Consider the following 24,545-nt stretch of genomic DNA (forward strand, 5'->3'; position numbering starts at 1 on the left):
AGGGGAAGTAAGGGTCTCCGGCGTGGGGGCGCCGGGGCTGTCAGCGGCTGCGGGCGAGTGCCGCTCGTGCCGCGGGGGTCAGGGCGTCCCCGATGCGGTTGGCCAGCTCGGTCATCTCGTAGGAGACCTTGCCGACGTCGCACTCGGGTGCGGCGAGCACCAGCAGCGAGGCGCCGTCGTTGAAGGCCATCGAGAACATGAACCCGCCCTCGAGTTGCGTGACGTTGGAGATCACCGCGCCGGCGTCGAAGAATGCCGCCGCCCCGCGCAGCAGGCTGACGAGCCCGCTGCCCGTCGCGGCCAGCTGGTCGGCCCGGTCCGGCGGCAGGTCGCGGGTGGCGGCCACCATCAGGCCGTCGCTGGAGATGGCGATCGCATGGCTGACCTCGCTCGCGCGCGCGGCGAAGCTGTCCAGCAGCCAGCCGAGATCCTGTTGGTCGCTCACGTACTCTCCTGTCGCGTCATTTGTTGCCGAGGTTGATCGGGGTGCGCCGTCGGTTCGCCACACCCCGCGCGTACGCGGCCATCGCCGTCGCCACCTGGGCCGGGTCGCGGTACTCGGAGCGTTGCTGCTGCTCGGGCACAGTCACACCGCCGGGCACGAGATGTCGTTGCGGTTGCCGTTTGGGCAGGCCGGCCGTGGTGGTGGTGGCGACCTCGGGGCTGGTCGCCTGGGCGGCCGTGCGCCAGGCGTCATCTGCGGGGCTGGACCACTCCCGGCCGTCGACGACATCCGCCTGGAACCAGTGGTTGACCTGTTCGAAGATGAGCAACTCCTCGGTGGGCGCGTCACCCCGATCCGGGGGTGGGGGAGCCGGTCGGAACACCGGCGCCGCCGGCAGGGTCCGTTCGGCCGGGGGGCGCCCGGCGCTGGGCTCAGGGCGTGGCTGGTACGGCGGCGGAGGGCTCGCCGTCCGCGCCGCCCGCCGCGACAGCCGGCCGGGTGCGAGCAGGAACTCCTCCGGTGGCATCGACCGGATGATCGCTGCGGGCAGCGTCGCCTCGGCGAGGGTGCCGCGACGGGGACCGCGTCGCAGTTGGACGGTGGCGCCCAGCCGAGTCGCGAGCTGACCCACGACGACCAGCCCCATCGCCCGCACGGCGGCCACGTCGATGGCCGGTGGGTGGGCCAGCAGCTCGTTGAGCTGCTGCATCCGTTGCGGGGAAAGCCCCACGCCCTCGTCACTGATCTGGACGATGACGCGGTCACCCAGACTCCGACCGCTCACCCACGTCTCGCTGCCCGGCGGCGAGTACGTCGTCGCGTTGTCCATGAGTTCGGCGAGCAGGTGCACGACCTCGTCGACGGTCTTGGCCGCCACGGCGACATCCCCGTCGATCATGCCGAGTCGGACCCGCGCATAGTGCTCGATCTGGGACAGCGCCGCCTGGAGCACCTGTTGCAGAGGCACGTCGCGCTGGCGTACGCGACCGACGCCGACGCCGCCGAGCACAAGCAGACTGGCGTTGATCCGGGCCATCCGGGTCGCCAGGTTGTCCAGCGTGTAGAGCTGGTGCAGACGGTCCGGGTCGGTCTCGTCCCGCTCGACCAGGTCGACCTGGGCCAGGACAGCGTCGACGAGTCGCTGTTCGCGGCGGCTCAGGTGGATGAAGATGTCGGCGGTGTTGGCCCGCATTACGGCCTGCTCGGCGGCGGTCCGCACGGCGGCCTGGTGCACGGCGCTGAACGCCTGGCCCAGCTCACCGATCTCGTCGTCGCTGGACGGCTCGAGGGCGGCGGTGGACTGCTGGCGGGCCAGCTGCTGCGGGTCGACCGCGGCGCTGCCCGGCTGCTGAAGTTGGGCCACCACGGCGGGGAGCTGTTCGAACGCCACAGCGTTGGCCGCATCCCGCAGACGACGCAGCCGCCGGGTGATCTGCCTGGCGACGGCCCAGGTCACCAGCGCGGTCAGCAACAGTGCCAGGAGGACGCCGACCGCCTCGGCCACGGCCCGGCGGCGCTGGTCGGCGTGCGCGGCCCGGACGTCGTCCAGGACCGCGACGTCGACCCGCCCTCGCAGGTCGGCCAGGCGGGCCGCGCGCGTCTGTGTGGTGGACACCCAGGCGGGGGTCTCCAGTTGCAGCTTCGACCCCGGTTGGGCCCGGGACACCTCGTCCTGCATTCGTTGCAGGGTGAGCGCCTCCTTGCCGGTGCCGGCCTGCTCCCACCAGATGCTCCAGTCGGGCGGAGCCAGTGCCAGGAACGACAGGCTCGACTCGGTGTAGCTGGTCCGGGCGGCGGTGATGTCCTGCTGCATGGCCGGGGTCAACTCGCCGCCCGCGACCGCGCGCAGCACGGCAACCTGCTGCTGACCGATCGCCTCCGCCGTCTTCGACAGCGCCGCCGAGGCCCGGATACCGTCGGCGAGTTGGGAGTCCACCACGCCGTGCGAGACGGTCTCCCGGAAGTTGATCAGATCGGCGATCGCGATGCGGTAACTGAAGGTCATCGCCGACACCGAGGCGTGCGCTGCGGTGCGTACCTGGGTGCGCAGCGGGGCCAGGCCGTTCAGAGCCTCGTCGATGCGGCGCAGCAGGGCCTGGTTGGCACCGCCGTCGGCGGGCAGCAGATCCCGCTGCCGGCGGTAGCGGGCGGCGGCTCCGTCGGTGGCGGCCATTTCCGTGCCGAAGGCGTCCTGCTGCGGTGCTGCGGGATAGGTGAGCAGGTCGGCCGCCGCGATGCGCTCGCGTTGCAGGCGGTAGGCAAGGTCACCGGCCTCGGCGGCGACCCGTGTCAGGACTTCCAGGTCGCTGGCGCGGGCTGTCTGGCGTGCGCTCTCGGTCAGCGCGAGGCCGGCGAAGCCGATCACGGCGACGAGCGGCGCCGCGACGATGAGGCGCATCCGACCGGCAATCTTCCAACCGCGTCGGCGGGGCGGGTAGGGTCGGGCCGCGTGGGACTTCGTGCTCGACGCCAAGATTGACTCCCACGACTCGTCGATGACGGTCTATTCGCACATTGCCAAATGCAAGTCCCATTCGGCCGGAAGCCGCGCTCATAGGCCAGACCTGACCGTGGTACAAACTGCCCGTACCAGCATCTGTACCCAGAGTCAGCGGCCGGTGACGCCGCGAGGGAGGCCGAGTCGTCGAGGTCAGCGCTGGTCGTCGAGGGGTCCGGCCGGTCGCTGCGGGTCGTCCGGGGCGGGTTGGCCGTTGAGCACCTGGCCGATCAGTTCGCGCAGCTCATCGATCGCGTCGACCACTGCAGCCGGGTCGCGCGCGTCGCGCCGACCACGCTGACGCGGCGCCAGCGGAGCCGGATCCGGGGCGCGGGGCCCTCGGCGACCGTCGGCGGCCAACTGCTCGGCCGCGACCTGCGGCCACAGCTCTGCCAGTCGGCCGCCGGTGCGGAGCGCGTCGTCGCACCGCAGCGCGAACTCGTGACTGCCGAACCGGCGGCCCGACTCGACCGCTGCGACCGTCTCTCGGCTGAACCGCACCAGATCTGCCAGGGCCCGCTGGGTCAGGCCCCGTCGGACGCGGCAACTTCGTAGTTCCCAACGGAACCGCTGACTGGCCGCAGGGTGAGCAGAGCTCGACGGGGACGTGTGCTCCATGCGCTCACCTTCATGGCAACGGAAATCAGCAGCGGACCGCAGATCGAAAGTGGACGATGCGCGTGACATTCGTAGAGGGCAATTCTTAACCCAGGATGCGATGGGTGTGAAGACGTTCATCGACATGGATCGCCCGGCAAGGCATGGACGGCGTGCGCCGGACCCGGTGCGGGCGCGGTGTTGTGGCACGTTCGGGACAGGCCGCGCTGCCCCGCCCAGGCGCGGATCGCGTGCAGGTCGGCCCCGTCAGGTGGGCGCTCACTGTCAGGCGACGTGCATCTCGGCAGTCGCCGTACCACGTGCCGCCGGGACCACGGCGGGCACCGTCGTATCGATTATCGCGCTCAAGGTGTGGTGCGCGCGAAACGCAACATTGGGTTTGTAGGAACGATGTTGCTGGGGCGTCAGTCGTAGGCCGGGAATGGCTGCGGCAAGTCGGGTGAGGGCAATCGCGGCCTCAAGTCGCGCCAATCCCGCCCCAATGCAGAAATGTGGACCGTGGCCGAACGACAGGTGATCAGCCACGTCGGACCGGTGCGGGTCGAATCGGTCCGGGTGGGCGAAGACCGCAGGGTCCCGGTTGGCCGCCCCAATCAACAGCAGGCAGCGCGCCCCCGCCGGAATGGTGGCCTTGCCCAGCGTGACATCTCGGCGGGTCACCCGGAGCCAGCCGTCGATGGCGGGCGCGAACCGGAGCGTCTCGGCCACGAACGCGGGGACGGCTCCCGGGTCCGCGGCGATCGTCGACCATTGCTGCGGGCTGGTAAGCGCCTGATCGAGGGCGTGGGCGAGCAGCCCGGCGGTGGTCTCGTGGCCGGCGACCAGGAGGTTGAAGGCCAGGCTCGCCACCTCGGGCACCGTCAGCACCGCGTCGTCGTCGTCGCGGTAGGACAGGGCGCGGCTGATGAAGTCGTCGCCCTGAGGGTCGCTCTCCACCCGTTGGCGGACAAGCGCCTCGCAGTAGTGCCAGAACTCCAGCAGGCCCTGCGCCAGACGCACCTGCTCAGCCGGGTCCGGCTGCCCCCAGATGAGAGCGATCTGACCGTCCGCCCAGCTCCGGACCTGCCCGATGTCGCTGTCCGGCACCCCGAGGATGTCGAGGACCACCAGCAGGGGTAGCTCGGTGGCGAACTCCGGGATCAGGTCGACCTCGTCGCCCTGACGAGCGACGAGCCGGGACACCAGTTGGTCTACCCGGCGCCGGACGATCGCGCCGTACTGGGCCTCGACCCGGTCGGGAGTGTTCGCGAAGGTCGCCCGTAGGGCTCGGCGGGTGCGTGGGTGCACCGGCGGGTCCGCGGCGGCCGTCGTGGGTGGCGCGTCGATCTGCGTGATCACGCTCATCGCCTGGGGGCACACCTCGTAGACCGGAACGAGGGTGAGGGCGTTGGCGAACGTCGCGGCGTCAGCGAGGGCGCGCCGAACGTGGGTGTGTCTGCTGATCAGCCACAGGTCCAGATCCTCGGCGTAGTGCACCCCTTCGGGGTCGTCGAGAATGTGCCGCCACATGCTCGCCGGATCGGTGAGATAGGCCCCGGTGAACGGATTCAACCGCATGGAACGCCTCCTGATACACGCGGCGCGAAACCGGCAGCGCCCCCATTAAGCGATCCACGTCAGTCGGGCCGATAATGGCGCGCATCTGCCACTTGCGCTTTACGGTGCGCCGACTGGCTGCACAAGTCAAGATAGGTCGGTGTCTATTTAGCGTGGTACATATTTGCGGAATGCAGTGGACGGGAGGACCTGGCCAGATGCAAGTTGCGGCCCGGTCCTTGCCGTCAGCCGCCACAACTCGCCACTTTTCCTCATGACCGGAGAAACGACCCCCGGGACGGCGGGTAACGCCGGCTGTCCCTGATGACAGGAGTCGCCCCCGCGACAACGCCCAGGCGCCGCGCGGGGGTCCCAGCCCAGGCCGGAACCCCCGCGTCGTCCTACCGTGACGAGCCTGCCACCTGAGCGGTCAGGGCGCCCACGGTGCGGTGACGTTCCAGGTGCTGTCGGCGGCCCACAACGTCGGCGTGTTGTACGCGTCGCCGCCGGTGCCGTTGCTGAGCCAGGCCATCCTGGTGGCGCAGGTACCGGTTGGTGTAGCCGGGCGTGGTCAGCTGCAACGACCGTCGGGTGTTGACCGGCAGGGCGACGGGCGTCGTGGAAGTACACCAAGCTACTGGAGCGGGTGGTGCTGGAAGCCGTAGCCGCATTCCTGACCGAGCGTGGCCTCGACACCGGCGACCTGGTGCGACGCGCGTCCGAGGTGCAGAACATCTTCGGCAACGTCAACAACATCTCCGGTGGTCAGCAGGCGATGGCCAGCAACCGCGCCACCTTCATTCAGTACAAGGGCCAGGCGATCTTGCCGAGAGGTTCGACGAGCTGCTGCGTACCCTCAAGGAGCATGTCGCCGACTTCGCGGACCCGGACCAGGCCGGTCGGGAGGTGGCGGTCATCGAGGCGGCCCGGACGCACCGGCAGCCGGACCGCACGCCGGTCCTGACCTCCCTGGAGGCGTTGGCCGCACTGGCCACGGTGGGTGGCACGTTGGCGGCGGCGGTCAGCGCGGCTACCGACCTGGTCTCCCAGCACTGGCCGCTCTGACCGTTCAGGCAGGGGTATGGCCGTTGTTGGCTGGCGCGGTCATAATGACGGTGGCGCCCGTCGATTGTCGTGGGGCCGGGGGGAGCCCTCCGCAGAGCGCGGACGGTGGGTCGGAACCCCGGAGGCCGCGATGGACCTTGTCCCAGACGCTACCGCCCTTTCCAGCCTCGTCGAGTTGCTCGGCGCCGTGCTGCAACTGATTGCCGCCGTGTGCAGTCTCCTGGCAGTCGCCGTTGCCCGTAGGCGTAGTGCGGGCCGTAGCGACGACGACCTCTAGTGTCGCGGCCCGCGAGATCGGGATCCATAACTCCGGGATAGGACCCAGAGAGGATGACCCGCTAGATCCATACGGCTCAATATGATGACCGCTATCTCGAATGAGGTGCGCTCACGAGGCGTGCCGTCCTGATGCGGAGGAATGCATGGTTCGCTGGCGTACCCTCACTGGCCTTCTGGCCACCGCGTTGGCCGCGGTGACCGCGGCCAGCCTCACTCTCGCCGCCCCGGCCGCAGCGGCCGACAACCCCATCACGCCGAACGTCGTCGGCGGGACCCGCGCCGCACAGGGCGAGTTCCCCTTCATGGTGCGGCTCTCGATGGGCTGCGGCGGGGCCCTGTACAGCTCCCGCCTGGTGCTCACCGCGGCACACTGCGTGGGCTCGACCGGCACCAACACCAGCATCACCGCGACGCTCGGGGTGGTCGACCTCCAGTCCTCCAGCCGGGTCACCGTCCGGTCCAACTACGTCTACCGTGCTCCCGGCTACAACGGCGCCGGCCGGGACTGGGCGCTCATCCGGTTGGCCACCCCCGTCACCGGGCTGAGCACGCTGAAGATCGCCGACACCACCGCCTACGACAGCGGCACCTTCACCATCGCCGGCTGGGGCGCCGCACGTGAGGGCGGCGGACAGCAGCGGTACCTGCTCAAAGCCACCGTCCCGTTCGTCAGCGACTCCACCTGCAACTCCAACTACGGCGGCGACCTCATCCCCGCCCAGGAGATCTGCGCCGGTTACGCCAGCGGCGGTACGGACACCTGCCAGGGTGACTCGGGTGGCCCGATGTTCCGCCGCGACGCCGCCAACGCGTGGATCCAGGTCGGCATCGTCAGCTGGGGCAACGGCTGCGCCCGGCCCAACTACCCGGGCGTCTACACCCAGGTGAGCTACTTCGCCTCGTCGATCGCCTCGGCCGCGGCGAGCCTCGGCGGCTGACCGTACGACCGCTCGGGCGGCCCGGACGACGATGTCCGGGCCGTCCGCTCGTGCCGTCACCGACGGGTGAGCGCCAAGTGGGCCACCCGACAGATTCGGCGGGCCGCGTGTGCGGCGCCTGCCGCAACGGCCATGATGAGCCGGTGAAGATCCTCTCCATCCAGTCGTCGGTCGCCTACGGTCACGTTGGCAACTCGGCGGCAGCATTCCCTCTGCAGCGGCTCGGACACGAGGTCTGGCCAGTCCTGACGGTGCACTTCTCCAACCACACCGGTTACGGCGCGTGGCGTGGGCCGATGCTGGCGGCGGCCGACGTGGCCGAGGTGATCGAAGGCATCGCCGACCGTGGGGTCCTCGGCAGCGCCGACGCGGTGCTGTCCGGCTACCAGGGCGACCCGGCCATGGGCGCGGTGATCCTCGATGCGGTGGAGAAGGTCAAGGCGACCAACCCGGCCGCGGTCTACTGCTGCGACCCGGTGATGGGCGACGCCGGTCGCGGCATGTTCGTCCGGCCGGGCATCCCGGAGTACCTGCGGGACACCGTCGTGCCGCGCGCCGACATCATCACGCCGAACCACTTCGAGCTCGACTTCCTCGCCGGCCGCACGACGAACTCGTTGGCCGAGGTGCTCGACGCGGTCGACGTCGTACGCGCGACCGGACCGCGGCACGTCCTGGTGACCAGTGTGCTGCACGGAGACCTGCCGCCGGACTCGCTGGAGGTGGTCGCCGTCTCCGACGAGGGCGCGTGGGCGGTGACCACACCGCTGCTGCCGATCAACCCGAACGGCGGGGGTGACGTCACCGCAGCGTTGTACCTCGCGCATCTGTGGACGACCGGCTCACCGGCGACCGCGCTGGAACGCACCATCGCGTCGGTCTTCGCAGTCCTCGAGGCGACCCTCGCGGCGGGCACCCGGGAGATCCAGCTGATCGCGGCGCAGGCCGTGATCGCCGACCCGCCGGCCCGGTTCACCGCCCGCCGGCTTCGCTGACGGCCGGTCGAGAGCCACCCGCTGGCGGGTCGAAGACACCCGCCAGCGGGATCGGTGCCAACGCGACGACGGTCAGCGGCCCTCGGGAACGGCCATCTCACCGAGCAGCGACCAGTCCTCCTGCGGCACGCTCGCATTCACGATGCGCGGCGTTTCGGCCAGGTACGGCGGCAGGGTCTCCTGCGCCGCGCGGAAGTGGGCGGACTGCACGTGAGCCCCGCCGGCCTGGTCGTCGCGGAACGCCTCGACGAGCACGTACTCGGTCGGGTCGTCCAGGCTGCGGGACCAGTCGAACCACAGGCAGCCCGGCTCGGCCCGGGTCGCCTCGGTGAACTCGGCGGCGATCTGCGGCCACCCGTCGGCGTGCTCGGGCAGGATCCGGAACTTGGCGGTAATAAAGATCATGCCCCCAGGCTACGTCCTGACGGAGCCCGGGAGCCGGCTACCCAGACCGGCCGCCGTTCGAGTGCGCGCGGGCAATGACCTCCTCGGGGCTCAACGGCGCCTTCGGATGGTGCGTGAGGCACAGCGGAGTACGCACCTTGACGAACGAGAACCCCTCCCCGGCGGCGTAGAACTCACCGCTGTTCAGCAGGCCGATGTCCGGAAGTCGCCCACCCTTGGCCTCAGCGAGCTGACGGGCCGCGTCAATCTGCGCGGGCGCGTTGAGGAGCCCGAAGAATTGCGTCGTCGCGTTGCCGGAGATCTGGTTGTGCAGACCCTTGGGCGCCTGGGTGGCGAAGACCAGCCCGAGCCCGTACTTACGGGCCTGTGCGGCGAGCGCGATCGAGCTGGCCGTGCAGGCTGTGGTGCCGGACGACGGCGCGAGCGTCTGCGCCTCATCCATCACGAACAGCCCACCCAGCGGTCGATCACCGGCGGGGTGCCGCTTGATCCAGGCGAAGAGCGCCATCTGCAACTGGTTGACGAAGCTCTGCCGCTCCTGATCGGACGTGAGGCCGACGAAGCTGATCACCGACACCCGAGCCCGCAGGCCCGGCGACGGTGTCAGCAGCAGCCCGGGGTCAGCCGGTGCACCGACCCCACCGAAGAGTGGATCGGTGACCATCGCCGCCTTGAGAGCCTCCGCCAACTCCTCGGCGAGCTTGCCGGCACGGGCCAGCCGACTGACCCCCTCGGGCAGGTCGGCGAGGAACTCGGTGAAGCCGGGCAGACCCACCATCCCGCTTCGTGCGTATGCCTGGAGGGCCTCGGTGAGGACGGCCTTGCCCTGCTGAGCGAGCCTGCTCGACCGGTCGACGCCGGCCCGTGGCGCGAGCGCCTCCACGGCGGAGCGGACAGCCTGGTCGAACTCGTCGGGCCAGTCCCGCAGCGAGGTGAAGTCGGGCAGCGGCTGGAAGCTCAACGGCCTGCCGGCGGTGACCCGGGGCGTCCACACCACCACCTCGGTGTGTGCGAGGTAGTCGGTGGCCCGTTCGGCGTCGCCGGGACCCCAGCCGCTCGGCGGCTCGGGCCACGCGTCCCCGAGCCGAGCGAGGTCGTTGTTGGGGTCGAGCACGATCGCGGAGACACCCTCCCGGGCGCACTCCTCGACCAACCGGCGGATGAGCACCGTCTTGCCCGAGCCGGACCCGGCGAACACGACGGCGTGCCGGCGCAGCGATTCCAGGTCCACCGTGAAGGGACGACCGCCGTCGACGATCCGCCCCAGCCCGATCGCCCGGCCGCCGGCGCCGACCACGAGATCGGCCGTCTCGGCGGTGCCGGGCACGGCGGCCGGACCGGTCGACGGTCCACCGTTGACGTCGACGGCCGGCGCGTACGTCGGGACGGGATCGGCACCGCCCGGCGCTGGGCCGGCGCCTTCTCGGGTCCGGTCGGGGCCGGGCAGGACCGCCCGGAACAGCTCGGTGCCGCTAGCCGGACGGCGGGCCACCAGCCACTCCTGCAACGCTGTGGACGGTTCGGCCGCCATCACCCGCAGCGCCGCGAAGACCCGAAGGTCCGCCTCCGTCACCCCACACCGCAGACCGCCGGCCGCGTCGAAGCCCGCCAACACCTCGGTCGTACGCTTCCCGGTCGGCCACGGACCGTTACGCAGCAGGATCAGCCGCCGTTGCGGCAGGTCCCGGTCCAACCCGGCCAGCGTGCAGGCGGCCTTGACGCGGGCGGTGACGGCGATGGCGTTGGGGTGCGCGATGGCCCGGAAGCACCAGTGCGCCTCGTTCTCGGTGGCCTCGTCGAGTACCTCGATCAGCCGCCCGTGCAGCGCGGGCTTGCGCCCGGGCGGCGGATCGTACTTGTAGGTGGCGCCGGTCGGGGCCTGCTCGGCGATCCAGGCGGCCAGGCCGGCGGCGAGCAGCGGCGGCATGTGCTCGTCCTCGCCCGAAGCGGCGACGGCGGCCGAAACGTCCGCGGCTGCTATCAGCTCGGCGAACCGTGCGTCCAGCTCGCGCAGGCGGCGCTCGTCTGTCGTCGGGTCGCCAGACACGCCGCGGACGGTGCCCGCCGTCGGCGTCGAATCGGTGCCGTCGATGAGCCGGTCGAGCTCGATCACCTCGTCGTGGTCGCGGCACCAGGCGACGTGGCGGTCCACTCGGCGCAGCAGGGCGCGAGGCGTCAGGGTGGATGCGTCGGCGAAGGCGGCAGGGGCGATCGGCCAGGTGGGGTGGGGTGGCACGAAGTGCGGACCCGCGAACGCGGCGGAGAGGCGCTTCGCCACGATCGCTTGACCGATCTCCGGGGTGGGGATCCGGTCCGGGAGGGTCGCCTCACGGAACCGGTCGCCGACGGGGGTGGGCGCGGTACGCGTCATCAGCACCCAGGTGTCCGGCAGGCACGAGACGACGACCAGCGTACGGCGGGTGACGTCGCGGAGCTTGAGCAGGCCGTCGGCGATCGGGCCGAACACCTTGGCCTGGCCGTCCTCCAGCCCGTTGTGGTGGTTGAGCAGTGACGTGCTGGTCTGGGCGAAGAGCGTGTCGAGCTGGTCCACGGCGATGACCGTGGGGTCCAGTGTCAAGGCCATCAGCCGGGAGATGTCCTGCACGATCTGTTGCGGGGTCCGGATCGTGGCGCTCAACCCCCACACCGCCCGCATGGCCGGGTCGCCCGGCTCGGAGATCAGGTGGGCGTAACCCACGTCCTGCGCCTCGAAGTCGATGGCGCCGTGCAGGACGAGCGCCCGAGCGGTGTCCTGGGCGTCCCGCCCGACCTCCCGATCGCGGGCGCGTAGCGCCCAGATGAAGGCGTCGAGCTGCTCACGGGTCACCGGCCGGGCGCCGGCGACCGCATCGCGGACCTCCACCGGCAGGCCGAGCTGGGGGGTGAGCCGACGAAGAAAGGTCTTTAGCTGGGTGCCCCAGCCGACGTGGGCGCGGCCCATGCCCTCCACGAGGGCCAGGGCGACGCTCTCCCAGAACGTCTTGCCGCTGACCATGTCGACCAGGAAGAAGTAGCCGCCGTCGCGCTGGATCTGCTCGCGGACCGCCCCGAGCAGGTGCGTCTTGCCGGCGCCCGCGCGGCCCTGCATGGCGACGCCGAGCGGCACCGTCGTGTCATCCGTGCGGGCCCGCGCCACCCCGCGCAGGATCTCCGCGACCACCTTCTCGTGCAGCTCGGGCACGTTGTGCGGGCTGGGTCGCCAGACGTCGTCCGGGGTGACTGCCGGGTTGAAACTCACCGCTTCCAGGGCGGCCCGCTGGGCGTCGGCGATCATGCTGGGCCGATCGCCAGGGCGTGGTTGTCCTCGTTCCCGATGCGAACGGCTGCGGCGCGGTCCCTCGGGGTCAGCGACTTGGTGTTCGCCACCGGAATGATGCGGACGTCCTCCCGGCCGAGCATCGCCCGCAGCGCCGCGTCCAGGGCGGCCCGGTCGGTGTCGGGGAGCCGCTCCCTGACGTCGGCGAGGCCGACCCAGGCGCCCGGCGCCGTGGCCAGGTCCCGGTACGCCGCGCGAACCAGCGCCTCCAGGTCCGCCGCCGTTGCCGGTGCGGCGTTCCGGGGCTCGCTGGAAGGCGGGGTCGTTGCGTCGGTCTGCTTGAAGAAGTCGCCATGGCTGACCCGGAGCCGGTCCAGCGAGCGGTGCAGGTTGGCTAGGACGACGAACAGGGACCGGGTCGTCGAGCCGCCCTGCTTCGGCGGCGCGGCGGTGTGCAGCTGACGGACCATCCGCCAGCCCTCGTCGGTCAGCTCGTGCGCGAACGGCCGGTGGGTCCGATCGGTCTCGACCAGGCCCAGCTCGATGAGCCTTCTGTTGTCTGGGCCGGTCAACGTGAACCCGGCCAGCTCGCGCAGCTCGACGTTGGTGAGTCGGCGCGCCTCGACCATCAGCACCACGAGGGCGTTGATCTGGTTCGGCGTCAGGTGCGGGACGTCCACCGGGCTCGTCATGATGTCTCATCTCCAGGGGGGTGCGTGCCGCCCGCGCGCCGCCGGGCCAGCAGCCGACGGATCCCGTCGACCACCGCCAGCGCATCGGACAACACCTGCTCATTGGTGAAGCGGAGCACGTCCAGCCCGAGGAGTTGCAGCTGCACGTCCCTCCGCCGATCGTGGGCGAAAGCGATTCGCCCACGATGCTCCGGGCCGTCCACCTCGACCGCAAGACCCACGACGGGCCAAAAAAGATCCAGCCGGTACGCCGCGCCCAGTACGTGCCACTCGTACGTCTGGTTCCACCGCCGACCCCGCGCCCAGTCGTGTGGTGCGAGCGCGCGTTCCAACGCCTGCTCGGCCGCGCTGTCGCCGCGTGGCACGCCCGCGATTGGCGGCCAGGCCAACACCGTCGACTCCGGCTCGGCGGCGGTGGCCGGAATCCGCTCGTTCGTGCTGGCCAGCTCGGCGAATCGTGCCGGCACCAGCACCGGGACCGAGCGCACCCGGTCGGCGTGGCGCAGCGGCCCACCGGCCAACCACACCGTGAAGCCGCCGTGCCGCACGAGCCACTCGGCGGCGGCCACCAGCGTCCGCTCCGCGTCCGCACCCAGGTCGGGCAGGGCGATGAGGAGTACGCAACCCTCCCGCTCGTACGCCTCGGCGATCACCCGGGCGAGCCCGGCGGCGCGTACCCCCGGGGCGAAGCGGTACCGGCCGGCGGGGCGGCGTGGACCGCGCAGCCCACGCTCGGCGAGGTCGGCGAGGAACGGCCCGAAGTGCCGGGAGCGGGCGGCGGTGCGGGCTGCGAGGGCGCGCACCGCCGCCACGCCGAGTGTGCCGTCCCTCTCGAGGCGGTCGGCTCCGGCCAGCCAGCGGGGGAACATCGCGAGCGCCGCGACGTCTAGTTGGTCGAGGAGCGCGTCCACGAGGTCGCCGAGCGGACCTATCAACGTGGGCCGGAAGTGCACGATCGCAGGCGCTGCCGGTGGCAACGGGTCGAGTGCCACCCGCAGCAGCTCCGGGTCGACGCCCGGCAGGTGACTCACTCGCCGCGTCGGCGGGGTAGCCCACCAGGCCCCGTTGGCGTCTCCGTTGGCCCGGACGGGGTGCGCCATGCCGGCACCCTACGACATGGGCGTGCGTGACCGGGACCCCTCGGCAGCGGATGCGATCGGCCGCTCAGCGCAGGCGGCGGATGTCGCCGAACGCCCGGTAGAACCCGCCACGGTTGGACTCGCGGACCTCGGTGACCAGGTAACGGGCGCCCGGCTCGCGGATGCCCTTGGGAAACTGCACCGACCAGTCCCGTCGGTAACCGTCGGACAGCACCTGAACCCGCAGCCGCCCCCGATCGCTCAGGCATTGCACGATCACGCCTGCGCCCGAGTCGCTGGTGACCTCGACGATCGTCGGCTCGACGGGCCGCGGTGCCTCACGAGGAGCCTTGACGTCGCGCACCTCGGGCACATCCCCCGCCTGGGCCGCACGGATCGCCGGCTCGCTCGCGTCGATGCAGGCCAGTTGGCCGCCGGTGGTGACGACGTAGAGCCGGTCGTCGTGGTACTGCATGGAGTACGCCGAGCCGCAGCCGGTGCCGAGCTTCCACAGGCGGGTGCCGGCCGCATCGAAGCAGTAGATCGAGGACTGGCTGTCACCGGCGAAAACGTACCGGCCGCCCTCGGCGGTGGCGCAGGAGAACACCGGGGCGTCGCAGAGATAGCTGCGCTCGAACCCACCGGTCTTGGACAGCCGCACCACCTCGCGGGTGCCAGTGCCGGCGAACACGCTGCCGTGCTCCTGCCAGCCGAAGAGCACCGAGCCGGTCCTGGTGTGCCACAGTTCGCGGCCGGTACGCCACTCGTAGCCGGTCACCCCCTGCGAATGACCGTGGTAGATCGCGTCGTTGTCGCATCGCACCATCCAGGCCGAGCGCCCTCGCCCGGGCCTACGCCACAGAAACTCGTCTTCATGGTCGACGGCGGTGATCCCGCCGTCGGCGTCAGAGACGCCCAGGACACCGTCGTGGATGTCCAGCCAGTAGATGTCGATCTCCGGAGCGATCGCGTATGCCACCCGGGGGATCTTGCCGGAGAGGTCGTAGACGTTGCCGTCATCGCAGCCGGCGTAGATCCACGCGTCGTCGGCGACGATGCACTTCACCCCGTCGGGGAGGCGGACCTGGCTGCGCACCTGGGCGTCGTGGTCGAGCGCGGTGATCACTCCGTGCTCGTTGCCGACCATGCAGTGCCGCCCATCGACGAAGATGCCGAAGGCGGGGGCACCGGAGTCGTAGCGCCAGAGCACCGGTGCGGTGCGGGCGGTGGAGCGGGTGCTGACGATCTGCCGTCGGGAGACGGTGCGCTTCTGGCGTACGCCCGCGACCGCCGGAGCGTAGCCCTTGCGGATCTTCTCCCCGATCTTCTTCGCCGCGGCTGCCCGGGCCCGGGCATTGTCCGGATAGGCGCTCGCCTTGACCTGCCCCTGGTCGCCGATCCGGCCGAAGCGCACGGTCAGAGTGGCGTTGTCGACGATGACCTCGTAGAACTTGTGCGCACCGTCCACTTCGGACAGTTCGAGGTAGGTCGTCTCCTGGGACATGAGGGGCCTCCGAGGGGTCAGCGACCGGCCCGAGGTGGCCGGCGCGGCGACAGTGACCACACGCTAACGGCGACCCCCGACAGAATCGGCTCGTCCGAGCGTCGGCACCTCAGTGCCCCGGCCAGCGCAGCGCGTCATCGCGGAGCACTGCGTGCGCGCCGACGGTCTGGTTGACGATCTGCGTCACCCGTACGTCGACCGCGACGCTGGCCAGCGCTACCGCGTCCGGTCGGCTGAGGCCGTGCATGCGCTGCATCAGGGTCAGCATCGAGTCCAGAGCCATGAACGTGGCGTCGTCGAGGGACGCGCCGACGCCCTGGGTCAGCCAGGCGTCCGCGATGCGGGCCACCGGCCCGGTGACCGGGAAGTCGTCGCGGACGTCGAAGGTCAACGTCACCTCGTCCATCGGACACTCGATGGCGGTGCCGCCCACCTCGCCGTCGCCCTGTGCGGCGTGCCCGTCCCCGACGGAGAACAGCGCGCCGTCGACCGGGATCGGCAGCAGCAGGGTGCTGCCAGTGGTGAGGTCCTTGCAGTCCAGGTTGCCACCGCAGGCGCGCGGAGGGATTGTCGAATGACGCCCCGGCTCGGCGGGCGGCATGCCGAGCACACCCATGAAGGGCCGGAGCGCGACCGTGTGGCCATGCTGGTTGCGGCCGGTCATCGTCACCGGGTCCAGTTCCCAGGAATGCACCACGCCTTCCTGCTCGACGCCGTACCGCTGGTTGAAGCTGCTGGGCCAGCCGCCGGCGACGGTGGTGCCCCAGCTCGCCGGGACGACCGCGTCGATGCGTACCGCGAGGGTCTGGCCAGCGCGAGCACCGCGGACCGCGACCGGACCGATCAGCGCGTGCCCGTGATCGGTCTGGTACTGCGGTGCCCGGGGCCGGTCCCGGTTGTGCCCGCCGGGATACGGGCCGGCCGACCACCAGCAGTCCAGGGTGCGGTAGGTGACGGTGTCGCCGGGGTCGATGGTGAGCACGGGCGCGAAGTCGGGGGAGAAGTGGCCGTGCAGGGTGTCGTCGCCAGGTGTGAGGGTGTGTCGCATCAACGCAGGTTAGTGGCACCTGATCCCCGCGACGGGTGCGGCGGGCGCCCGGGGGGCCGGGCACCCGCCGCACACCGAGTCAGTCCGAGTGGTGTCAGCCTGCGGTGCAGGAGCGGATCTGCGGACGAGCGCTGCTGTTGCCGTTGGTCATCGTGGTGAAGCCGAAGGTGTTGCCGCTGCCGTTGGACCGCATGGTCATGATGGTGCCGCTGCTGTCCCAGGTGGCGTTGCCGTTCCAGATGGTGGAGACCCGTTGCGGTGCGGTGATGGCCACCACCACGGTCCACGTGCTGGCGCCGCTGACCGTCACTGACGTGTTGTACCGGTCGCCCCAGACGTTCGGGGTCGTCGCCGTCGCGGTGCAGCTGCCACCACCGCCGGGGGGCGGGGTGCCGGTGCTGGGCGGTGGGGTCGTGCCGTCGGGCGCGACCGCGCGGCCGGTGGACGGCGAGATCATGCCGGGGCAGAGGTTACGGCTCGTGAGGTTGGCCATGATCTGACCGATGGCGTCGCGGGTGTTCTGGATCCCGTCGTGCATGAGGATGACCTGACCCGCTTGGAGGCGGCTCGCGTTGGACACGATCTGGCTGACGCTCGCGCCGTTCCAGTCCTGTGAGTCCACGTCCCAGATCACCTGGCGCATGCCGAGCGAGGACGCGACGGACTGAAGGGTGGAATTGGTCTCCCCGTACGGCGGCCGGAACAACTGTGGCCGGACGCCGGTGGCCGACTGGATCGCCGAACTGGTCTGGGACAGGTCGGACTGCATCTGCGCCTGGCTCATCGAGGTCATGTGGGCGTGGTTCCAGCTGTGGTTGGCGACCCACATGCCGGCGGCCACCTGCGCCTGTGCCGCCGACCGGTTGTTCTGGACGTTCTGCCCGACGTTGAACATCGTGGCCCGTACGCCGTTGGAGCGCAGGACGTTGAGGAGCGCGCTGGTGTTGCCGGTCGGGCCGTCATCGAAGGTGAGGCCGACGTAACCGTTGCAGGTGGCGGCGCTCGACGGGGTCGAGCTGGCCGCGAGGACGACGCCGCACATCGCAACGGCGGTGCTGAGGACGGCCAGTGCCGCGCGCAACGGCCTCGACCGCAGAGCCGTGCCGGGGGAGAGCCTGCTCATCTGGTGCCCCTTCTCGCAGGCCGGATGTGCCCGAGTATGCGGGCAGCACAGTCCGGACAGGTGTGGGTGAGTGGGGAGGCCAAACCGAATCCGTCACGACATCGATCGCATTGACCTCGATGGATCGGAGTATTACAGCGAGAATTCCAACGCGTCAACAACTTCCGGAACTTTCCGAAAGAAGCCGGATGGTGGCCGGGGCCGTCTGCCATGGCAGGTTGCGGGTGCGCGGCCGGCAGGTGCCAAGTCGATCGGCGTGTTCCGTCGCTTGATCCGGAAAACTACCGGAAGCTGCAGTCGTGGTGAACGTCTGATCCGACCGGGTGCCACTGTCCAGCGGCAGGAGGCCGCGGCCGTCCTGGCGAACGTGCGCCAGCCGGAGCCAATCTCTCCTGTTGATGAGCGGCCGGGCCTCGGCGTACGTCGCTGAGCGGCGTCGGGGCCCGGTAGCCGTCGCCCGTGCTGGCGCAGGCGCGCCGGTTTCGTCGTGATCAACCCGTTGACACGACCGCAGTCCGACCGGAACTATCAGCGACAGTCCACTGCCCCGACCTCCGTTGTTCACGAACCCAATGACAACGATGTCAGGGCCTAAGCCCCCAACACGCCCGACAGCACCACCACAGTTGCGGTCTTCCATGCCCAGACCTTCGACGTACTCGACCGGTTCGAGTCGAAAGGCCCCGTCTTTCATGTCGCATTCCCTCCATGCGCGTTCCCTGTCACCCCGCCTGATCGCGGCGACAACAGCCGCCCTGCTACCGCTGGGACTGCTCGTCGCCGCACCCCTGGCCCACGCCGCGCCCACCACGGCAACGCCTGGCAACTTCAGCTCCTCGTTCGAGCCGGCCGACCCGCAGCCCGCTACGAGCACTGTGGAACTCGGCGCGAACGGTAAGCCGGTTCAGGCGAACCTCAGCGGCCAGGTCAACACACTGCCCGGCAGCCTGCTCGGCCAGGTCAGCACCGTGACCGCGAGCGCCGAGCACCCGCCGAACGAGGTCGCCGCGAACCTCACCGACGCCGACCCGTCGACCAAGTGGCTCATGTTCCAGCCGAGCGGTTGGGTGACCTACCAGCTCACCAAACCCGCGACGGTGGTGCGCTACTCGCTGACCGCGGCCAACGACGAACCGACCCGGGACCCCAAGGACTTCGTCGTGCAGGGGTCCAACGACGGCAGCACGTGGACCGACCTGGACAAGCGCACCGGCGAGACGTTCAGCGGCCGGTTCACCACCAAGACGTACAGCTTCACCAACACGAGCGCCTACGGCTACTACCGGCTGAACATCACCGCGAACTCCGGTGACTCACTCGTGCAGCTCGCCGACTGGAACATCAGCGACGGCTCGAACGTCCGCCCGCCGATGGTCAGCGAAGCCACCGCCGGCCCGAACGGCGGCTACACCACGAAGCCGGGCGTCGGGTTCACCGGACTGGCCGCGTTGCGATACGCGGGTGGGGGCGATGGCGACGGCCGCTCGTACGCGACCAACAAATTGTTCGACGTCAACATCCCGGTCGGTCCGAAGACCCGCCTGTCGTACAAGCTCTTCCCCGAGTTCACAAGTGGGGACTCCCGGTACCCGTCCACCTACGCCGCCGTCGACCTGCACTTCACCGACGGCAGCTACCTCAGCGGACGCTCACCCGTCGACCAGCACGGCTACCCACTGACGGGCACCGGCCAGGGCACCTCGAAGGTGCTCTACGCCGACCAGTGGAACCTGGTGCAGGCCGACCTCGGCACCGTCGCACGCGGCAAGACGATCGACCGCATCCTGCTCGCGTACGACAACCCGCAGGCCACCGAGGAAACCCGGTTCCAGGGCTGGATCGACGACATCGAGCTGACCGCGGCACCGCCATCGATCGACGGATCGACGTTGACCAACTACGTCGACACCCGGCGCGGCACCAACTCGACGTCCGGTCTCTCGCGCGGCAACAACCTGCCGATCACGTCGGTGCCGAACGGCTTCAACTTCTTCACCCCGGTGACCGACGCGACCTCCGCCTCGTGGGAGTACGAGTACCACCGGATCAACAACGAGGCCAACCTGCCCATGCTGCAGGGCCTCGCGATCTCCCACGAGCCCAGCCCGTGGATGGGTGACCGCAACCAGATGTCGGTCATGCCGGTCGCCGGCGACGGACCCCTCACCGGTGCGCCCGCCAGCCGTGCGCTCGCCTTCAGCCACGACGACGAGACGGCACAGCCGGACCTCTACCGGGTCACGCTGCAGAATGGCCTGATCGCGGAGATGTCGCCCACCGACCACGCCGGGATCATGCGGTTCACCTTCCCGTCGGGGCAGGCGAGGGGAAGCCTCGTCTTCCACAACGGCACGTTCACCATCGGCGCGGACGGCACCTTCACCGGCTGGGTCGACAATGGCAGCGGCCTGTCGGCCGGTCGTAGCCGCATGTTCGTGTCCGGAGCTTTCGACCGGGCACCGACCGCCTCCGCCGCGACGTCCGCCACCTTCGCCCTCCCGGCGAACCGGGAGGTGACGATGCGCCTCGCGACGTCGTTCCTCTCCGTCGACCAGGCGCGCCGGAACCTCGACCTGGAGGTCACCGGTAAGAGCTTCGACCAGATCCACGCTGCCGCCACGGCCGCCTGGAAGGACCGTCTCGGTCGGGTCGAGGTGCGGGGCGCCACCGAGGCGCAGTTGGTCACGATGTACTCGAACCTGTACCGGCTGAACCTCTACCCGAACTCGCAGTCGGAGAACACCGGCACCTCCGCCGCCCCGCGCTGGCAGTACGCCAGCCCGGTCTCGGCGCCGGCCGGCACATCGACCCCCACCCACACCGGCGCGAAGATCGTCGACGGGCAGATCTACGTCAACAACGGCTTCTGGGACACCTACCGCACCGTGTGGCCCGCCTACTCGCTGCTGTACCCGGACATCGCCGCCAAGATCTCCGACGGGTTCATCCAGCACTACCGCGACGGTGGCTGGATCGCCCGTTGGTCGTCGCCCGGCTATGCCGACCTGATGACCGGCACCAGCGCGAACGTGGCCCTGGCCCAGGCGTACCTCACCGGGGTCAAGCTGCCCGACCCGCTCGCGGCGTACGACGCGGCCGTCAAGGACGCGACCGTCGCGTCCGGGCGCGGCGCGGTCGGACGCAAGGGCATCGAGACCTCCCTGTTCCTCGGCTACACGCCGACGTCCACGGCGGAGTCGGTGTCGTGGGCGCTGGAGGGCTACATCAACGACTACGGCATCGGCAACATGGGTGCGGCCCTCGCCAAGGACCCGGCCACGCCGAAGTCGGAGCGTGCCCGGCTCAAGGAGGAGTCGCGGTACTTCCTGGAGCGTGCCCAGAACTACGTCCACCTCTTCGACTCGAAGACGAAGCTCTTCCAGGGGCGCGATGCGGCCGGCAACTTCCTCGCCGGTAACCCGCTGGACTGGGGTGGCGTCTACACCGAGACCAACGGGTGGAACTTCGCGTTCACCGCACAGCAGGACGGCCAGGGCCTCGCCAACCTGTACGGCGGGCCGAAGGCACTGCAGGACAAGCTCGACGCGTTCTTCTCCACCCCGGAGAACGCCGACCGTCCCGGCGGGTACGGCGGCATCATCCACGAGATGATCGAGGCGCGTGCGGTGCGGATGGGTCAGCTCGGCATGAGCAACCAGCCGTCGCACCACATCCCGTACATGTACAACTTCGCCGGCGCGCCGGCCAAGACCCAGGCGACGGTACGGGAGATCCTGCGCCGCCTCTACGTCGGCAGCGAGATCGGCCAGGGCTACCTGGGCGATGAGGACAACGGCGAGATGTCGTCCTGGTACATCCTCAGCTCGCTGGGCATCTACCCCCTGCAGGCCGGGTCGACCGGGTGGGCCATCGGGTCGCCGCAGTTCACCAAGATGACCGTGCACCGCGCCAGCGGCGACATCGTCGTCAACGCGCCGAACAACAGCACGCGCAACGTCTACGTGCAGGACGTGTCGGTCAACGGCAAGAAGCAGCGCAGCCTGTCGGTGGATGTGGCCGCGCTCGCCAAGGGTGGCACCATCGACTTCCAGATGGGCCCCAACCCGTCGTCCTGGGGCAGCGGCAAGAACGACGCGCCGCCGTCGCTGACCAAGGGTGACAAGGTGCCGAAGCCGTTGCAGGACACCACCGGCCCCAGTCTCGGCACCGCGACCGCGACGGACGGCCAGGACGCGTCGAAGCTGTTCGACGACTCGTCGACCACGCAGCTGACCTTCACCTCGGCGACCCCGCAGATCAACTGGGCCTTCCGAACCGGAAAGCAGAAGCCGACGTACTACACGGTCACCTCCGGGGCGAGTGCCGGCGATCCGGCGGACTGGAGGTTGCAGGGTTCCAACGACGGCATCACCTGGACCACTGTGGACTCCCGCAAGGACCAGGCGTTCCCGTGGCGCAACCAGACCCGCCCGTACACGATCGACAAGCCCGGGCGGTTCGCGCAGTTCCGTCTCGCCGTGACGAAGACCGTCGGCGCCGCGCAGACCAACCTCGCCGAGATCGAGTTGCTCGCCGGGGGTGACGTCGACCTCGGGGGAGGCGACATCGCACTGACCGCCGCAGACAGCGTGCACGCGACGTCCGGCGTACCGGTCTCGGTGCCGCTGGCCACCGTCACCGGCGGCACCGCCACCGGTTACCAGGCCACGATCGACTGGGGTGACGGCACGCCGGTCACCGAGGGCACCCTGACGCTGAGCTCACGGGCCGTCTACCGCATCGGTGGGTCGCACACCTACGCCACGCCGGGCTACCACCAGGCGAACGTCACGGTGACCGACGGCGAAAGCCAGAGCTCCGCGACGGTCGGCGTCGAGGTGGGGTACGCCCCGACCTCCGGCCTCACCGCCGCTTTCGACACCGTCTGCATCGGGGACGAAGGGGTCCTCGCGGCGGACTGCGACGCCAAGTCGTGGGCCTACTCGCGGGCCGCCCTGGCGGCGGGCGGCGCGACCCAGGGCGGGCGGCAGCAGGTCCCGGGAACCGCGCTGCAGTTCACGCTGCCGGTGATCCCGGCCGGGCGGCCCGACAACGCCACCGGCAACGGTGCGACGCTCGTTCTCGACCTTCCGGACGACGCCCGGAGCATCTCCTTCGTCGGCGCCGGAACGCAGGGCAACCAGAGCACCACCGGCACGGCGACGTTCAGCGACGGCAGCACGGCCAGCATCCCGATCCAGCTGAGCGACTGGACGCTGGGCGGCAACCCCGACGGCACCCCGTCGTACGGCAACATCGTCGTTGCCAAGACGTCCTACCGCCTGTACGGCTCGAGCCGGGACGGTGCCCAGCCGTTCCTGTTCGCCACCGCGCCGTACCAGATCCCGGCGGGCAAGACGCTGGTGTCGGTGACCCTGCCGACGCAGACCGGCGATCCTCGCTCGGAAGGCCGGATCCACGTGTTCGCCGTCGCCAACGACGGCACACCGGCCCCCGCCCTGACGACCGTCGCCCCGAAGGACCAGTCGGCGAACGCCGGGCAGGTCCTCGCGGCGGACCTCGGTTCGGTGACTGGCGGCGTACCCGGGACGACGGGCTACCGCGCCCGCGTCCAATGGGGTGACGGCACTGCTCCGGACGACGTGACGATCGGTGCGTCCGGTGCGCTGAGCGGGCAGCACACCTATGCGCGGGAGGGCACCTACACGGTGCGCGTCACCGCGTGGGACACGCAGTCGAGCAGCATCAGGGCGTTCACCGTGACCGTGGTACGTGGCAGGTCCCAGCCGGCGATCGAACTGTCGGCCGCCAGCACCGTCACCACTGGTGAGGCGATCACCGTCGACGGCAGCGGGTTCGCCGCCGGCGAGCAGGTGACCGTCACTGTCGGCACCAACCCGGCACGGACCACGAAGGTCGAGGCTTCCGCGGCAGGCACGGTGCGGGCTTCGGTCGCGACGTCCGGTGACGCGCAGCCTGGCCGGTACGCCGTCACCGCAACGGGAGCGTCCTCCCGTATCCCGGCGACGGCCACCGTCCAGGTGACCGCGCCAACGGAGGTGCCGACCTACCAGCCGAGGGTGGCGCTGACGACCACCTCGGGGCCGCGCGCCAGGACGATCACGATCGACGGTTCCGGGTTCGCCCCGAACGAGGCGGTCACGATCACCTTCGGGAACGGTCTCGCGGTCAGCACCGTGCGCACGAATGGTGACGGTGTCATCTCCGGCGCGACGGTCAGCGTCCCGGGCGTGGCGAAGGCGGGCGCGACCAGCGTCACGCTGAACGGTGCTACGTCGGCGACGAAGGTGTCCCGACCGTTCACCGTAACCGGCTAGAACTGCTGCCCTAGTGCAGCCGTGTTGGGCGGGCCGTGCTCACGGCCCGCCCAACACGGGGGGCGGAAATGATTGCCTGTTAGCGTCGGCTGCCGTGGCCGATCTCGCACTGCTCGCGTCCGGGCGCGACGCCGATGTCTTCGCGCTCGACGAGTCGAGGGTGCTGCGCCACTACCGCCAGGGCGGGGACACCGCCCCGGAGGCGGAGGTGATGGCGTACGTCGCCGCCGCCGGTTACCCGGTCCCGGCCGTGTACGCCGTCGACGGCCCTGACCTGGTGCTCGAACGACTCGACGGCGAGACTCTCCTGGACGCGCTGCTCGCCGGCCACATGGACGTCGGCGCTGCCGCCGAGCTGCTCGTCGACCTGCACGACCGCCTCCACCGCCTGCCGGCTCGGTTCAGTGCCGAGCCGACGGACCGCGTCCTGCACCTGGACCTGCACCCGCAGAACGTCATGCTGACCTCGCACGGGCCTGTGGTGATCGATTGGCGCAACGCCGCCGAGGGGCCGGCTGACCTGGACGTTGCCATGACCGCCCTGATCTTTGCCGAGGTGGCGGTCAGCCTGGACGCGCAGCTCGCCGACTTCGCCCGGGAGGGCCTCGACGCCTTCCAACAGCGGGCGACGCCACCGCGTGCCAGCCAACTGCGAAGCGCGCTGGGCCTGCGCCGGGTCAACCCCACACTCTCCGTCGACGAGAAAACTGCCCTGGACCGCGCGGCTGCCCTGGTCCACACCCGCGCAGGCTGACCCGCAGGTAGC

General features: G+C 70.3%; 16 protein-coding genes. 5 read left to right on the plus strand and 11 right to left on the minus strand.

Annotated elements, in window-relative coordinates:
• Positions 1-40: 40 nt before the first annotated feature.
• The 4 genes from ACLQ28_RS17465 to ACLQ28_RS17480 all read right to left on the minus strand — a co-directional run bounded on the left by ACLQ28_RS17465 (position 41) and on the right by ACLQ28_RS17480 (position 5,117).
• Entirely contained in the window at positions 41-445 is a 405-nt protein-coding gene (locus tag ACLQ28_RS17465) for a roadblock/LC7 domain-containing protein (RefSeq protein WP_184185936.1), read from the minus strand.
• 16 nt (positions 446-461) lie between these two features.
• Positions 462-2,843: a sensor histidine kinase gene (locus ACLQ28_RS17470; protein ID WP_425687325.1), complete on the minus strand. Its 2,382-nt coding sequence runs from the start codon at positions 2,841-2,843 to the stop codon at positions 462-464.
• A gap of 252 nt (positions 2,844-3,095) precedes the next feature.
• Positions 3,096-3,686, minus strand: a complete 591-nt coding sequence (locus ACLQ28_RS17475; protein ID WP_425687326.1) for a helix-turn-helix transcriptional regulator — start codon at positions 3,684-3,686, stop codon at positions 3,096-3,098.
• A 138-nt stretch (positions 3,687-3,824) separates the two neighbouring features.
• Positions 3,825-5,117 (minus strand): cytochrome P450, encoded by a 1,293-nt coding sequence (locus tag ACLQ28_RS17480; RefSeq protein ID WP_425687327.1) that lies wholly within the window; start codon positions 5,115-5,117, stop codon positions 3,825-3,827.
• An 885-nt stretch (positions 5,118-6,002) separates the two neighbouring features.
• Between ACLQ28_RS17480 and ACLQ28_RS17485 the strand changes: the two genes are divergently transcribed.
• The 3 genes from ACLQ28_RS17485 (at position 6,003) to pdxY (ending at position 8,373) form a co-directional block, all read left to right on the plus strand.
• Positions 6,003-6,161: a hypothetical protein gene (locus tag ACLQ28_RS17485; RefSeq protein WP_425687328.1), complete on the plus strand. Its 159-nt coding sequence runs from the start codon at positions 6,003-6,005 to the stop codon at positions 6,159-6,161.
• A gap of 422 nt (positions 6,162-6,583) precedes the next feature.
• The gene (locus ACLQ28_RS17490; protein WP_425687329.1) at positions 6,584-7,378 is read left to right on the plus strand and encodes a S1 family peptidase; all 795 of its coding nucleotides are present in this window, start codon (positions 6,584-6,586) and stop codon (positions 7,376-7,378) included.
• A gap of 143 nt (positions 7,379-7,521) precedes the next feature.
• Positions 7,522-8,373 (plus strand): pyridoxal kinase PdxY, encoded by an 852-nt coding sequence (pdxY, locus tag ACLQ28_RS17495; RefSeq protein ID WP_425687330.1) that lies wholly within the window; start codon positions 7,522-7,524, stop codon positions 8,371-8,373.
• A gap of 72 nt (positions 8,374-8,445) precedes the next feature.
• Here pdxY and ACLQ28_RS17500 read toward each other — a convergent pair whose 3' ends face one another.
• The 7 genes from ACLQ28_RS17500 to ACLQ28_RS17530 all read right to left on the minus strand — a co-directional run bounded on the left by ACLQ28_RS17500 (position 8,446) and on the right by ACLQ28_RS17530 (position 17,480).
• The gene (locus tag ACLQ28_RS17500; RefSeq protein ID WP_425687331.1) at positions 8,446-8,778 is read right to left on the minus strand and encodes a putative quinol monooxygenase; all 333 of its coding nucleotides are present in this window, start codon (positions 8,776-8,778) and stop codon (positions 8,446-8,448) included.
• Between the two features lie 37 nt (positions 8,779-8,815).
• On the minus strand, positions 8,816-12,052 hold the full coding sequence (locus ACLQ28_RS17505; RefSeq protein WP_425687332.1) for a helicase HerA domain-containing protein: 3,237 nt from the start codon (positions 12,050-12,052) through the stop codon (positions 8,816-8,818).
• Entirely contained in the window at positions 12,049-12,726 is a 678-nt protein-coding gene (locus tag ACLQ28_RS17510; protein WP_425687333.1) for a hypothetical protein, read from the minus strand. The genes ACLQ28_RS17505 and ACLQ28_RS17510 overlap by 4 nt, the downstream gene beginning before the upstream one ends.
• Entirely contained in the window at positions 12,723-13,826 is a 1,104-nt protein-coding gene (locus ACLQ28_RS17515) for an endonuclease domain-containing protein (RefSeq protein WP_425687334.1), read from the minus strand. The genes ACLQ28_RS17510 and ACLQ28_RS17515 overlap by 4 nt, the downstream gene beginning before the upstream one ends.
• Positions 13,827-13,890: 64 nt before the next feature.
• Positions 13,891-15,309, minus strand: a complete 1,419-nt coding sequence (locus ACLQ28_RS17520; RefSeq protein WP_425687335.1) for a PQQ-binding-like beta-propeller repeat protein — start codon at positions 15,307-15,309, stop codon at positions 13,891-13,893.
• A gap of 109 nt (positions 15,310-15,418) precedes the next feature.
• Positions 15,419-16,357: an acetamidase/formamidase family protein gene (locus ACLQ28_RS17525; protein WP_425687336.1), complete on the minus strand. Its 939-nt coding sequence runs from the start codon at positions 16,355-16,357 to the stop codon at positions 15,419-15,421.
• A 94-nt stretch (positions 16,358-16,451) separates the two neighbouring features.
• Entirely contained in the window at positions 16,452-17,480 is a 1,029-nt protein-coding gene (locus ACLQ28_RS17530; protein WP_425687337.1) for a polysaccharide deacetylase family protein, read from the minus strand.
• Between the two features lie 692 nt (positions 17,481-18,172).
• Between ACLQ28_RS17530 and ACLQ28_RS17535 the strand changes: the two genes are divergently transcribed.
• Both ACLQ28_RS17535 and ACLQ28_RS17540 read left to right on the plus strand, forming a co-directional pair.
• Complete coding sequence (locus ACLQ28_RS17535) at positions 18,173-23,779, plus strand: GH92 family glycosyl hydrolase (protein WP_425687338.1); 5,607 nt, start codon at positions 18,173-18,175, stop codon at positions 23,777-23,779.
• 94 nt (positions 23,780-23,873) lie between these two features.
• Complete coding sequence (locus tag ACLQ28_RS17540) at positions 23,874-24,533, plus strand: phosphotransferase (RefSeq protein WP_425687339.1); 660 nt, start codon at positions 23,874-23,876, stop codon at positions 24,531-24,533.
• Positions 24,534-24,545 lie beyond the last annotated feature (12 nt).

It is taken from the genome of Micromonospora sp. DT201 (assembly GCF_049841575.1).
Lineage (GTDB): Bacteria > Actinomycetota > Actinomycetes > Mycobacteriales > Micromonosporaceae > Micromonospora.

Coding starts and splice junctions, on each gene's coding strand:
- ACLQ28_RS17470 (WP_425687325.1), bottom strand. CDS start 2,843: ATGCGCCTCATCGTCGCGGCGCCGCTCGTCGCCGTGATCGGCTTCGCC.
- ACLQ28_RS17475 (WP_425687326.1), bottom strand. CDS start 3,686: ATGTCGATGAACGTCTTCACACCCATCGCATCCTGGGTTAAGAATTGC.
- ACLQ28_RS17480 (WP_425687327.1), bottom strand. CDS start 5,117: ATGCGGTTGAATCCGTTCACCGGGGCCTATCTCACCGATCCGGCGAGC.
- ACLQ28_RS17490 (WP_425687329.1), top strand. CDS start 6,584: ATGGTTCGCTGGCGTACCCTCACTGGCCTTCTGGCCACCGCGTTGGCC.
- ACLQ28_RS17500 (WP_425687331.1), bottom strand. CDS start 8,778: ATGATCTTTATTACCGCCAAGTTCCGGATCCTGCCCGAGCACGCCGAC.
- ACLQ28_RS17505 (WP_425687332.1), bottom strand. CDS start 12,052: ATGATCGCCGACGCCCAGCGGGCCGCCCTGGAAGCGGTGAGTTTCAAC.
- ACLQ28_RS17510 (WP_425687333.1), bottom strand. CDS start 12,726: ATGACGAGCCCGGTGGACGTCCCGCACCTGACGCCGAACCAGATCAAC.
- ACLQ28_RS17515 (WP_425687334.1), bottom strand. CDS start 13,826: ATGGCGCACCCCGTCCGGGCCAACGGAGACGCCAACGGGGCCTGGTGG.
- ACLQ28_RS17520 (WP_425687335.1), bottom strand. CDS start 15,309: ATGTCCCAGGAGACGACCTACCTCGAACTGTCCGAAGTGGACGGTGCG.
- ACLQ28_RS17525 (WP_425687336.1), bottom strand. CDS start 16,357: ATGCGACACACCCTCACACCTGGCGACGACACCCTGCACGGCCACTTC.
- ACLQ28_RS17530 (WP_425687337.1), bottom strand. CDS start 17,480: ATGAGCAGGCTCTCCCCCGGCACGGCTCTGCGGTCGAGGCCGTTGCGC.
- ACLQ28_RS17535 (WP_425687338.1), top strand. CDS start 18,173: ATGTCGCATTCCCTCCATGCGCGTTCCCTGTCACCCCGCCTGATCGCG.